Below are 13,033 nucleotides of genomic sequence, written 5' to 3'. Positions count from 1 at the left end.
GAACAAGGGTCAATCTTCTTTTTTCTTGGCATTCTCAAGCGCTTCTGTAATTTCTGGAGGCATATACTTTTCATCATGCTTTGCCAATACTTCTTGAGCGATCAATACCTTATCTTGGTTCAATTTACCTTGTGCGACTATCCCCTGACCTTCTCTAAATAAGTCAGGTAAAATGCCTTTGTATTCTATTGTCACTTTATGGGCAAAGTCGGTCACTTGAAATTGAACTGCTAGACTTTTTGGATCACGTTTTACACTACCGTCAACAACCATGCCTCCAACTCGTAGCATCACATTATTAGGAGCTTCACCTTCAGCCACCTGACTTGGGGAATAAAATAAGTTGATATTCTGCTGTAGTGCATAAAGCATCAATCCGACAGCAGCACCAATAATCACTAAGATAGCGCTTATCGTGACTAAGCGTTTTTTTCTAACTGGATGCATTAACTTTTCTGCTCCCTTAAGTACCTTTGTTTAAGCCTTTTTATCTGATTTTTTTTCGCTTTTACGCTGGCGAAATAACTTCCTAAAAGTAAAATCAGAGAAATGCCATATACTGACCACACGTATGGTCCATGAGTTCCCATAGAAATGAACTCATTTATTGATTCAAATGCCATTATCTAAAATTTCCTTTTTTACCCAATTGGATCTGTGCTCACGAACAAGCACTTCTGTTTGCATCCGCCACATAGCAATTGCAGCAATAAAACCATACATGCCTAGGGTTGATAACAATAACGGCAGCCACATCTCCATAGGCATTGCAGGTTTAGCAGTAATGGTAAAAGTCGCAGGTTGATGAAGTGTATTCCACCACTCAACAGAATATTTTATGATAGGTAAATTAATGAGGCCTACTACACTGATAACAGCAACCGCTTTGTCTGCTAACTGCATATCATCCAAGCTATTTTGAATAGCAATTACACCCATATAAAGTAAAAAGAGAATAAGCACGGATGTTAATCTTGCATCCCAAACCCACCAAGCGCCCCAGGTTGGTTTGCCCCAAATAGCACCTGAGATTAGTGCAATCACAGCCATAACAGCACCTAAAGGCGCTACAGCTTTAATAAAGACTGGCGCCATTTTCATTCGCCAAACCAATGAGACTAGTCCAGCAACACCTAATCCTAGGTAGCAAGATTGAGCTAAAATTGCACTTGGAACATGTATGTAAATAATACGAAAACTATTCCCTTGCTGATAATCTGCAGGAGCAAAACCCAACCCCCAAGCGATACCAACAACAAGCATCACAAGACCGATGACAAACGCGAACTTACTCCACTTATTCGCCCATTGAAAAAACCACTTGGGTGATCCCAGTTTATGAAACCATATCCAATTCATTAATTTACACTCGCTTTTATAGAGACCGCAGCCATAATGGGCGACAAGGTCAAAGTCATTAAAGAAATAGCTCCTAGGATAGCCAATTGACCATTATATGGCTGACCTACCTGCGCCGCAGCTATTGCTCCGGTTGAGAAAATAATTACCGGTAAATAAAAAGGTAAAATGATAAGCAACATTAATACTGCACCTCGTCTTAGGGAAACAGTTAAAGCTGCACCTATTGTACCAATCAAAAACAGTGCTGGGCTGCCTAAAATCAGAGTTAAAATTAAAACCCACAATATTTCCCAATTTATGAACAACATCTGAGACAAAATGGGGGTTAAAACCAGTAAGGGAAGCATTATTGCAAACCAATGCACTGCAAGTTTTAATAAGACTAAAACAGGTAAATACAAACCGCTGACGACAAGCTGTTCAAGTGAACCGTCGTTATAATCTTCTTTAAACATGCCTTCAACAGACATGAGTACCGCTAAAGCAACAGCACACCAAATAATGCCACCGGCGGCTGGCTGCAAAAATTCTTTTGACGGGCTCACTCCAAGCGGAAATAGCGTTATAACCAATAAAAAAAACACAAGCGCGTTAACCGCATCCTGCTTACGTCGAAAAATGGCTAGAATTTCAGAGTAGAAAAAGGATGAATAAGTCATTAAACCAACTTTATTTCTTTAACTGACAAGGAGTCATCTAGAGCTTGGTGAGTAGTCAGTATCACTAAACCGCCAGCATCTGTATGTTGTTTTATTTTGGCTTCTAAAACAGCTACTCCTTTTACATCTAGAGCAGTAAAAGGCTCGTCTAGCAACCAAACTTTCTTGTCAGTTAACCATAAACGAGCCAAGGCAATACGTCTTTGCTGACCCGCAGATAACTGATGCGCTGGCGTATCCGAGTACCCAGCTAAGCCAACAACGTCTAATGCTAATTCGATCGCATCAGAAGTTTGATTAGGACAATACCAGTTCAAGTTTTCTGCAACACTAAATACAGCTTTGATTCCTGCATGGTGACCAAGATACAAAAGCTCTCTATGAAGCATATCTCTGTGATAACTAATATCTTCTCCAGAGAAAAAAATTTGCCCTTCAAGTGGCTGAAGTATTCCTGCAATTACTTTTAATAATGTGCTCTTACCTGCACCGTTTTCTCCCATAATTCGTGCCACCTCCCCAGCTTTCACCACACAAGAGAAGTTGTCACACAGGATTCTTTCTGATCGCTCTATCACTAAACCAGAAATGGATAAATCAAGATTTGAGTGCAAAGGTTTACCTAAATCAGCCGATATCATGAGAGTAAGACGCTAAACTGTCTTACATACCTACACTTGATTTAGCTTAAATTGCTAGAAACAGACATATTGCTAAATCAAAAAGCGACTTATTATAAAAGAAAGCTATCTAAATAACGACTTTATTGGAACTCGTGAATGGCCAACCTCATTAACTCAATGACAAATGACAAGCTTAGCCAATTAAATGGCAGTTCAGTTTCGACAAAAGAGCTTGGAAAACTAACGAAATTAGTCAATGAAATTAAGTTAATTGAGGGCTTCCAGCCCATTAAATTAACAGGTAACAGGCAAATTTTTATTGATAATAAACCTGCTCAGTTATTAGAGGCGAGAACATTAGATAACAAAAGCTTTTCCATGATTAGCGAGCAATTACAACCAACTATTGATAAGTTAAAGCAGGTTGGTTTAACGGTAGATAGCAAAAACAAACAGTTTACTTTGAGCTTTAATGATGGAACAGATCTAAGAGAAGCGAAATTTAACAAAAAACCAACTCAAGGAATAGAAGGTATAATTTATAAAAACAATAACTTAGAAGCATCCTCTCAAGCAAGAAGCGTTAATAAACACTATCAAAATCAAGCCACTGTAGCATCTGCCCCTAGGCCTAATGTAGAACAAAGCAAACAATATCAGAGTAAGGAAATACCTGTTCGCTTAGCCTCTAAAGTCGAGTTTATTAATGTCATAGCAAAACTCCCATCACAAGACCCCCCTAGAACAACTCCTCCTAATCAGAACAGCTCTCAAATAGGAGCTCAATTAGGGGCTCAATCTCAAGTGCAAAAAACAGACATTTCAGTAAATAGTTATTCCCAAATCACACCGAAAACAAGTCCCCAAGCACTAACTCAAAGAGAGTCTACAGCCTCTATTAATAGCAACAATACGCCAATACAATCATTAGTGGCAGACACTAAAACACCACAATCCGAAACCGAAATTCAGCAAAGGCAATCTACTCAAAGCCAAAACATCACAACTCAACAGGATAAAAGCCAAGCATACATAAGTAAGCCTCATCTGACAGATTTTATCCCTAAACAAGTAACAAAACCTATTTCATCAACACAAACGGGAATACCGCAGGAACAGAGCCAGCTTAATGCAAAGCCAATACAAACGCTTTCAAGCAATCAAGTAAAAAGCAGTCAAGGCACAAGCTCCCAATTAACAGGCGCACCTAATCTTAATTTCAAACCCAGCTATGCTTTAATCGGCAATCATCAAGAAAAGCCCGAAAACCGCATAACTCAAGAGCAAGTATTAAGAACTGAACTAACAAACAAATCTAATCAGTATAAAGTCAGTCAGTCATCTCAAAACTTCATAATTGAATCGCTTAAACCCTTAAGTGTAGGGGATACGATCCCTGTTATAAGAGATGAAAATGGTAAGCTTCAACTATTGCCAATTACACAAGAAATGACGAGTAAAACTCTAGACTCAGGTTTAGCTAAAAGCCTCCCTCAACAACTAACAAAAGGCGAACTAAGTCAGCTTATTCAGACTTTCAATCAACTTCAGAACAACCCAGAAACAAGTAAGGATACTCAGAGATTAATACAGCAAATTTTAACAAGCATCCCTCAAAGCCAGAATATTGAGTCTCCTAAAGAGTTAAAACAGGCCTTATCAAATAGCGGTCTATTTCTTGAGAATAAACTACTTAAAAGTTCTGATAATTTAAATCATGACTTCAAGGCTAATTTATTAAAACTGCAAACCAACATAGCTCAATCTGAATCAACAAGTACCCAAACCTACATAAAGGACAATCTCGATCAGAGGACAGGTCAAACTATTTCCCAGGCCATAGAACGTATCACCTCTTCACAAATTAGAAATTTGTTAGAAACTAATAAAGTTGAAGGTCTGAACTTACCTTTAACAATAGAGTTTCCTATTCAAGATAAGGGTGCCACCTCTATATTTCAGCTTCAAGTTGATAGAGACAGTGATAGCGACACAACCTCTACCAATAAACGTCGCTGGTTAGCCAAGCTATTATTCGACTTTCCAGAGACAGGGAAATTTGAGGCTAGACTCAATGTTGAAGGTAATAAATTAGCTGTCATCTTTGTTGCTGAAGAAAAAGAAACAGCAAACAAGATTCATCAATATACTCAAAATTTGACAAAACAATTAACCAACAAAGGGCTAGAGGTTACTCAAGTAGATAGTTTCTGCAAACCTGTTGAAGACAAAGTTCAAACCAAAGTTAAGCGTAACCTAATTGATGTGAGGACCTAATGAATAAAAAAGCTGTTGCACTTCATTATGATTATCATGGGGCCCCTAAAGTTAGTGCAAAAGGTAGTGGGCTAATTGCGGAAAGAATAATGCAGGTTGCCGAAGAGAATGACATTGTCATTCATAAGAGTCCTGAATTAGTTGAAGTACTCAGTAGCCTTGAGCTTGGAGATGAAATACCTGAAGCTCTGTATCTTGCCGTTGCAGAGATAATTGCCTTTGCCCACTCTCTCAAGTAATTCCATATTAGCAATAAACTCATCAGACAATAAAAAAGGCCCTTAGGCCTTTATTCATATTTATGATTAGCACTTCGCTTAGATTCTTTAAAAAGTAAATCTATTAACTCTGCTTCGGCACGAATCAAACCACATTTTGCAACAAGGTCATCAACAGTTGCGCCCATCTCTAATAGTTCCATGGCTCTATTATATGAAACACCACCTTCCTTGGAGAGAATTTCTGTTTGCCTTTCAACCGCAATATTAAGTTTCTTCTCTATTGCTACTAAGCGTCTACCCATGCCAATCGAACCTGAGGCCAATACTTGCACTTGTTTCTTTTGATTACTTTCACTTTCAGCTTGAAAAAGTAATGCTTTTTTCAATTTTTTAGAAATCACCAATATCCAAATTGATAAAGCAACAACCAAAATAAAAGACAAGACTAACAGCAGATTAAATAGCCATTGTGATTCCATTTAACACTCATACTCAACTTACATGGAAGAAATATCAGACCATTCATCTTCAGATAGCAATCGATCTAAATCAACTAAAATCAATAAGGTTTCGCTTTTATTACAAACACCTTGGATGAACTTCGACGATTCATCATTACCAACATTTGGTGATGGTTCAATTTCAGACTGACGAAGATAAACCACTTCTGAAACAGCATCAACTAAAATACCAATAACATGACCATCCACTTCTAAAATCATTATTCGTGTAGAGTCTGAGATCTCACCTGTTTGAATACCAAACCTTTGGCAAGTATCGATCACTGTCACAACACTGCCACGCAGGTTAATAATGCCAAGAACAAAAGACGGTGCGCCAGGTACTGGAGCAATCTCTGAGTAACGTAATACTTCCTTCACTTGCATTACATTAACACCATAAATTTCATCATCTAATCGAAAGGTCACCCATTGTAATACTGGATCATCTACTTCCTGTACCGCTCTACCTGTCGTCATATTATTTCTCCAAATGTGGAAAGTCTGCGTTTACCTGCATTGTTATTTAAGATGAGCCTTAAATCCATTTTTAGGGTCATCAAGTAGCTCTATAAAACCTTGTACATCTAAAATAGCACACATATGATCAATTACAGTGCCTGCTAACCAAGGCCTTTTACTTCTATCTGATCGCCACTTTACTTCAGAAGGCTCTAACGAAATTGCTTCTGCAACATCTTCGCATGCTAGCCCCCAATTGGAGCGATCTAATTGAATTATAAACTTAAATGAGTCATGCAACTCACCCTTATAATGATTTGGCATTACCCATTGAGCAGTATCTACCGTTCGAATCCTTAGATCATTTACACTGGATACCCCAATAAACCAATTTGGCTGACCAAAGATCTTAGTAACTTTTTCATAATCAGCTTTTTGGATGCCACCTAATTCAACTAAAGGGACGGCCATTTTCAAACCACCAACATTAAACAAAAGACATTCAAAGCGACTTTCGGCCCAAGGTAAAGGCTTGGTTTTATCTGATACAACTTCAGGCTCTAAATCTGCAGCATCTTCTTGCGTTGGTTCTACAGCGATTGTCTCTTGAGTACCTTTATCTAATTTAGCCTCTGATTCGGTTTCTTGCTCGACAGTTTCAACAAGCGCAGGGGGCTCAACACCTTTTTCATCAGTTTCTGCTTGTATAATCTCACTTTCTACAACTGGCTCATTGTTTACAACTACCTCAGGCTCAGAAGCCAGTTCACTCTCAACGGCTTCAGTTTCATTCTCTAGGGCTGCAACAGCAAACTCAAAAGCGGCAAAGGCATCTTCTTCATTTTCTATTTCGTGTAAAACAAATTCATCTTGCTGATCATGCTTAATTTCAGCATCCGTTTTATCGTGTGTTGTTAACTCTTCAGCTTGTTTTTCATCAGCTAGCTCTTCACTAACTGAGTCGTCCTCAACGTCAGGTACAGCTTCAACATTCACAGTTGCATCTTGGAGTAACTCATCCAAATAGCGTTGAACTGCAAGTTGAGGCGCAATTAACACCTCTGTTGATGGTTTTTCATCTTTCATTTAACTCATTGGCTCCAATAACGTCGTCACCAAACTAGTATAAGCCTTAACGCCTCTCGCGTTATTGTCTAAAGCAGATGGAGCAATACCTGCCGTACTTGCATCTCTTAACTTAGTATCTATAGGAATAACAGAGTGCCAGACAGCTTCATCATAGGCTTCTTTTAAGCTTCTCAAGCTTTTATTTGAAGCTTGAGTTCTTCTATCAAATAAAGTCGGCACGATTAAATAAGGAACAGGTCTTTTTCTAGCTCTATTTATCATGGTTAACGTTCTAACCATTCTTTCCAAGCCTTTGATTGCTAAAAACTCAGTTTGAACCGGTATAATAAGCTGCTGACAAGCTGCAAGCGCATTAATCATTAATACCCCCAAGACAGGTGGACTATCAATCAAAACATAGTCGTAGTCATCCCATAAAATGGCCAATGTCTTAGAAATGACAAGCCCCATACCACCTTGCGCTTGAGCATGTCGCTCTAACGTTGCTAAGGCAGTAGAAGATGGTAGTAAGGATAAATTTGGATGCCCAGTTTCTAAAATAAGCTCTTTCGGTAAGCTTTCTTGTATTTTTCCATTACCTAAGAACAAATCATAAGCACTATGCTCAATTGAATCAGGATCAAAACGAAAATAGCTAGTTAAAGAACCATGAGGATCAAGGTCAACCATCAAGACACGATGACCTGCATCTGCGAGCAACCCTGACAGGGTTACCACACTAGTTGTTTTACCTACTCCACCTTTTTGGTTAGCTACCGCCCAAATGTGCACCTTTTATCCCCTAATAATGCCTATACTATTATTTTACTTACAGTTTCTATGATTATCTTATTGAAGTATATAACTATTCAAACAAGTAGTCGTATAGGTTTTCTGCTTCAATCTTACCAATTTTCAATGTCACTCGTCTGTTTCTTGCCCGTGAAAAGTCGCTGTTGTTTCTGACTTTAGGTTTCTCACTGCTCAACCCCATCACAGCAATGAGCTTAGGATTAACGCCTCCGCTAATTAACTCATCTACAACAGACGATGCCCTAGCACTTGATAGCTGCCAATTTGAGGTATAAAAGTTGTTAACTGGCAAATCATCTGTATGCCCTTCTACAACAACAGGGTAACTATATCGATTCAGAACCTGACTAATCGAAATAAGCACAGCGACAGCTTCATTAGTCAACTCAAACTCTCCTGACGAAAAAAGCAAACCTGCTTTTAACTCAATCTCGATCCAAAGCTCACTCTCATTTATTGATATCAAACCATTCTGTTGATACTCCCCCATATGGGTCAGAATCATTTGATTTAACTCTTGAACCACCTTGAGTTCTTTTTTTACGATCGTTTCTTGATTCTGTTTTGGACTAGGAATTGGGTTACTATCTCTATCTGGTGTTAACTCTTGGAAAACATCATCCTCAGCTTCACCTGTAGTTACTTGACCGATATTAATAGGCTTTACTGACAATTGAACAGCGTCCAAAACCCCCTCAAGAGTCTCTGTTAGTAACTTAGAATCGCCCTGATTTTTCAAAGAGATAGAGTATAGCGCGACGAAGAAAGCAAAAAGCAATGTTATAAAATCAGCATAAGATAAAATCCAACGATCTTTATTCTGATTAGTGTCATTACGAACACCTAAGTGCCGACGACGTTTAGCACGATATCTTGAACCAAGCTTATCATTGCTCATAACCACTCAACTCAATATCAAGACGGTGAGGGTTTTTACCTGTCGCTATACCATAAATACCATCAACTATAAGCTGATAATAAAGAGCTTCTTTATCAACATAGTTTGTTAGCTTTTTTGTAATTGGAAAGATAATTAAGTTAGCAAAACCTTGCCCATACAAGGTGGAAACAAAAGCAACTGCGATACCATGCCCTAATGCTTCAGGGCTATCTAGGTTTGCCATTGCTTGAATTAGGCCAAGTACTGACCCCATAATTCCTAATGTTGGCGCATATCCACCAATCGACTCAAGAAAGTCGACACTAGCCATTCTTTTATCCCTAAACCTAAGCACTTCATCATGCAATAGCTCAGAGAAGCTATCAGGATCAGCACCATCGATCGCCATCTGTAACGCTCTTTCAGAAAACCCATCATTTAATGAATTTAATTCTGACTCTAAACTCACAACAGATTGACGTCTGGCTTGATTTGCTAATTTATAAATCAGCTCTCGAGCATTATTAAATTCAAAAACAGGAGGGAATAACGACCATTTTAATAGAGATAGGGATCTAGTAGCTTCTAAAATATTACTCTGGACAAGCGCTGCCCCAAGACTACCAAAAATAACAATAATTGCTGAAGGGAGGTTAATCAGTAGTACCATCTCCCCTCCACCAAGAAGGTTAGATAGCACTACTGAAGAAAAGGCAATAACAAGGCCGGCTAAGGTCAATAGATCCATTAACCAACCTCTTTAACAATACGCTCGCCTATTTGTTCTAGATGAATTACGTCATCAGATAAATTAGCTTTTTCTACTGCCATTGGCATACCGTAGATAACACAAGTTTCTTCACTTTGTGACCAAACTCGAGAACCCGTATCTTTTAGCATCCTAGCACCTTCTCGTCCATCAACACCCATTCCAGTCATAACAACTGAAAGCACCCTTCCTGGGTAGCATTTAGATGCAGAGCCGAAAGTTACATCAACGGAAGGCTTATAGTTTAAGCGCTCATCACCATCTAGAATTCTGACACATCCACCATTTCTTGGATCAACCATCATCTGCTTGCCACCAGGCGCTAACAAAGCAACACCAGCTTCAAGTTTATCTCCGTCTTTGGCTTCTTTAACGGTGATTTCACAAATCTGATTTAAACGCTCAGCAAAAGCACCTGTAAAAGCTGCAGGCATATGCTGAATCAAAACAAGCGGTGCAGATAAATTTTTAGGCAATTTAGTTAACACTGTCTGCAATGCCATAGGGCCACCTGTTGATGTTCCTATTGCAATTAAACTGACATTCTTGCGCCTACGAGGAATAATCACCCCTTGCTCTAACACAATAGGCGCAGGAGCTGCTTTCTTCTCAGCAGGAGCAGCAATTTTTGTTTGCCCCATAAAACGAGTTCGTGCTACAGCTAAAACACGCTCAATTAAGGTTTTCTTTACCACTGCAGAATCACGCGAAATATCTTCAAAGTTTTTTGGCATGAAATCAACTGCACCAGCTTCTAGCGCATCAAGTGTAACCCTAGCACCTTCATGAGTTAATGAAGAGAACATTAAAACAGGTGTTGGGCGTGATTTCATAATGCTAGCAACTGCCGCAATGCCATCTAAAACAGGCATTTCGTAGTCCATAGTCACTACATCAGGTTTTAGGGACTGCACCTTATCAACGGCTTCTTGTCCGTTAGAAGCAGTACCTATAACCTTTAAGCGTGGATCAGCATCAAAAATTTCAACCAGACGTCTTCGAAAAAAACCAGAATCGTCTACCACCAGTACATTTACTGGCATAAAGCGTCTCCTAAAAATCCAATTAACCTATCGCGATGCATAACTCTTAAGCATGCTAGGAACATCTAAAATTAATGCAATTCGTCCGTCTCCGGTAATAGTTGCACCAGCCATACCGGATGTACCTTGCAACATTTTACCAAGAGGCTTAATCACAACCTCTTCTTGACCGACCAACTGATCAACAACAAAGCCAACTTCATTCATCCCAACCTGAACAACAACAACATGAGCTTCTTCAGGGTTAAGATCAGCAGCTTGACCTTTAACTAACCAGTGTTTCAAATGGAAGATAGGTAGTGTTTTACCACGAATTACCACCACTTGTTGACCATCCACTATGTTTGTCTTTTTAAGATTCAAATGGAAGATTTCATTTACACTCACTAGAGGGAATGCAAATGCTTGATCTTCTAGCATCACCATCAGCGTAGGCATAATAGCTAAGGTTAAAGGCACCTTAATAGAGAATCGTGACCCCTTACCTAAAACAGATTTGATGTCTAATGTTCCGTTAAGTTGCGAAATTTTCGTCTTAACTACGTCCATACCTACACCGCGGCCGGACACATCAGTAATTTCAACCTTAGTAGAAAAACCTGGAGCAAAGATCAAATTAAAGGCTTCATCATCAGATAAGCGCTCTGCAGCATCAGTATCCATTAAGCCTTTTTCAACTGCTTTTTGACGCAACTTATCTGCATCCATACCAGCACCATCGTCTTCGATGGATAGAAGTATATGATCACCTTCTTGCTCAGCTGACAGTATTACCTTACCACCACGAGGCTTACCATTTGCCTCACGAACATCTGGTGCTTCAACACCATGGTCTACAGAGTTTCTCACTAAGTGAACAAGAGGATCTGCAAGCGCTTCAACCAAGTTTTTATCTAAATCGGTTTCTTCACCTCTAAGCTCTAAATTAACTTCTTTCTTAAGGTTTCTAGCTAAGTCACGAACAACTCGAGGAAAACGTCCAAATACTTTCTTAATTGGCTGCATTCGAGTTTTCATAACAGCATTCTGAAGATCGCCAGTAACAACATCAAGGTTAGCTACAGCTTTCCCCATTGACTCATCTTCACTTTGTAAACCCAGACGAACTAGACGGTTTCGAACTAAAACTAGCTCTCCCACCATATTCATAATATCGTCTAAACGCTTTGTATCTACCCTTACTGTCGTTTCCTGAACAACTGGCGCATTCGGCTTATCATCTTTAGATTTCGCAGGTTCTTTCGCTACAACCTCAGCTTTTTTCGGTTTGGGCTTAGCCTCTGCTTTTGGCTTGGGTTTAGCTTTCGCCTCTGCTTTAGGTTTAGCTTTCGCCTCTGCCTTTGATTTATTTTCAGACGTTGATGCTTGAGGAGCTTGTTGCTTCTCAGCATGCAAGGTATCTAATAAAGATTCAAACTCATCTTCTGTAATTAAATCAGAATCTTGACCAGCAGCATTTGCCACTTTATCGTCTTTCTTATCTGTTACCTTTTCTGCTTCTGGTTGCTCACTTTCTTTAGCTGAATCCTGTCCAGGAGCACCTTCACCGTGAAGTTGATTTAATAATTTCTCAAACTCATCTTCAGTAATTTCATCAGAAGCTGTGTCAGCTGCTTGAGTTTCTGTTGCTGGTTCAGCTTGCTCTGGAGCCGCATCATTTGTTGCACCAGGCACTCCTTCACCGTGCAGTTGATCTAGAAGTGCATCAAACTCACTCTCAGTAATATCATCGCTATTAGCCGGAGCGGCATTGTCAGGCCGAGAAGTCTCTGCTTGTACTGCAGCTGGGGTACTTTCATTATCACCCAAAGCATTTAAAAGCGATTCAAACTCATCATCTGAGATATCAACATTCTCGTCTTGAGCAGCAGAATCTACTTCTTCAACCTGAGCCTCCTCTACTTCTTCTACTGTCTCTTCAACTTCTGCTTCAGACTCATCTTCTCCCTCTTCATCTTCAGAGGCAGGACAAGCGTACTTACTTAAAGCTTCAATTATTTCAGGGTCAGCAGGCTCTGGCTCCCCGCCAGAACGAACCACCTCAAACATCTCATTAACGGCATCAAGAGCTTGTAAAACGACATCCATAAGCTCTGCGGTAACGTTTCTTTGACCGTTACGCAAAATATCAAATACGTTTTCAGCATAATGGCAACAGTTAACCAATGCATTTAACTGTAAAAATCCGGCGCCGCCTTTAACTGTATGGAAACCTCTAAAGATTGCATTCAGTAAGGCAATATCGTTTGGGTTTTGTTCTAAATCAACCAGTTGTTCAGATAGCTGTTCAAGGATTTCACCTGCTTCAACTAAAAAATCCTGTAGGATCTCTTCATCAACTTCGAAACTCATCCTC

15 protein-coding genes are annotated in these 13,033 nt (G+C 39.5%); 2 read left to right on the top strand and 13 right to left on the bottom strand.

Features of this window, described 5'->3' with window-relative positions; all coding sequences use genetic code 11:
- Window positions 1-9 precede the first annotated feature (9 nt).
- The 5 genes from ccmE to ccmA are packed head-to-tail and all read right to left on the bottom strand — an operon-like array spanning window position 10 to window position 2,635.
- Window positions 10-447 carry a cytochrome c maturation protein CcmE gene (gene ccmE / locus OA91_RS17680; protein WP_063339317.1) on the bottom strand — a complete coding sequence of 146 codons (438 nt, stop codon included), beginning with the start codon at window positions 445-447 and terminating at the stop codon, window positions 10-12.
- Complete coding sequence (ccmD, locus tag OA91_RS17675) at window positions 447-590, bottom strand: heme exporter protein CcmD (RefSeq protein WP_231870404.1); 144 nt, start codon at window positions 588-590, stop codon at window positions 447-449. Before ccmD ends, ccmE begins: the two co-directional genes overlap by 1 nt.
- Window positions 591-612: 22 nt before the next feature.
- Window positions 613-1,359: a heme ABC transporter permease gene (locus tag OA91_RS17670; protein ID WP_063339315.1), complete on the bottom strand. Its 747-nt coding sequence runs from the start codon at window positions 1,357-1,359 to the stop codon at window positions 613-615.
- Window positions 1,359-2,021: a heme exporter protein CcmB gene (gene ccmB, locus OA91_RS17665; RefSeq protein WP_046015188.1), complete on the bottom strand. Its 663-nt coding sequence runs from the start codon at window positions 2,019-2,021 to the stop codon at window positions 1,359-1,361. The genes OA91_RS17670 and ccmB overlap by 1 nt, the downstream gene beginning before the upstream one ends.
- Window positions 2,021-2,635, bottom strand: a complete 615-nt coding sequence (ccmA, locus tag OA91_RS17660; RefSeq protein ID WP_197477837.1) for a cytochrome c biogenesis heme-transporting ATPase CcmA — start codon at window positions 2,633-2,635, stop codon at window positions 2,021-2,023. Before ccmA ends, ccmB begins: the two co-directional genes overlap by 1 nt.
- Before the next feature lie 165 nt (window positions 2,636-2,800).
- On the opposite strand from ccmA, the gene fliK reads away from it, so the two are divergent.
- Entirely contained in the window at window positions 2,801-4,921 is a 2,121-nt protein-coding gene (fliK, locus tag OA91_RS17655; RefSeq protein WP_063339313.1) for a flagellar hook-length control protein FliK, read from the top strand.
- Window positions 4,921-5,160, top strand: coding sequence for an EscU/YscU/HrcU family type III secretion system export apparatus switch protein (locus OA91_RS17650; protein ID WP_046015185.1), 240 nt, complete (start codon window positions 4,921-4,923; stop codon window positions 5,158-5,160). Before fliK ends, OA91_RS17650 begins: the two co-directional genes overlap by 1 nt.
- 50 nt (window positions 5,161-5,210) lie before the next feature.
- Here OA91_RS17650 and OA91_RS17645 read toward each other — a convergent pair whose 3' ends face one another.
- The 8 genes from OA91_RS17645 to OA91_RS17610 form a co-directional block, all read right to left on the bottom strand.
- Window positions 5,211-5,621, bottom strand: a complete 411-nt coding sequence (locus tag OA91_RS17645) for a DUF2802 domain-containing protein (protein ID WP_046015184.1) — start codon at window positions 5,619-5,621, stop codon at window positions 5,211-5,213.
- Between the two features lie 18 nt (window positions 5,622-5,639).
- Complete coding sequence (locus OA91_RS17640) at window positions 5,640-6,122, bottom strand: chemotaxis protein CheW (RefSeq protein ID WP_046015183.1); 483 nt, start codon at window positions 6,120-6,122, stop codon at window positions 5,640-5,642.
- 42 nt (window positions 6,123-6,164) lie between these two features.
- Window positions 6,165-7,190 (bottom strand): chemotaxis protein CheW, encoded by a 1,026-nt coding sequence (locus OA91_RS17635; protein ID WP_063339312.1) that lies wholly within the window; start codon window positions 7,188-7,190, stop codon window positions 6,165-6,167.
- Complete coding sequence (locus OA91_RS17630; protein ID WP_046015181.1) at window positions 7,191-7,964, bottom strand: ParA family protein; 774 nt, start codon at window positions 7,962-7,964, stop codon at window positions 7,191-7,193. It abuts the gene before it with no gap.
- A gap of 73 nt (window positions 7,965-8,037) precedes the next feature.
- On the bottom strand, window positions 8,038-8,883 hold the full coding sequence (locus OA91_RS17625) for an OmpA family protein (RefSeq protein ID WP_046015180.1): 846 nt from the start codon (window positions 8,881-8,883) through the stop codon (window positions 8,038-8,040).
- Window positions 8,873-9,613: a flagellar motor protein gene (locus OA91_RS17620; protein ID WP_046015179.1), complete on the bottom strand. Its 741-nt coding sequence runs from the start codon at window positions 9,611-9,613 to the stop codon at window positions 8,873-8,875. Before OA91_RS17620 ends, OA91_RS17625 begins: the two co-directional genes overlap by 11 nt.
- Window positions 9,613-10,677 (bottom strand): protein-glutamate methylesterase/protein-glutamine glutaminase, encoded by a 1,065-nt coding sequence (locus tag OA91_RS17615; protein WP_063340100.1) that lies wholly within the window; start codon window positions 10,675-10,677, stop codon window positions 9,613-9,615. Before OA91_RS17615 ends, OA91_RS17620 begins: the two co-directional genes overlap by 1 nt.
- 27 nt (window positions 10,678-10,704) lie before the next feature.
- Entirely contained in the window at window positions 10,705-13,029 is a 2,325-nt protein-coding gene (locus OA91_RS17610) for a chemotaxis protein CheA (RefSeq protein WP_063339310.1), read from the bottom strand.
- Between the last annotated feature and the right edge of the window lie 4 nt (window positions 13,030-13,033).

It is taken from the genome of Marinomonas sp. SBI8L, assembly GCF_001624705.1.
Taxonomy (GTDB): domain Bacteria; phylum Pseudomonadota; class Gammaproteobacteria; order Pseudomonadales; family Marinomonadaceae; genus Marinomonas.
This window is presented reverse-complemented; position numbering and strand designations above follow the sequence as displayed.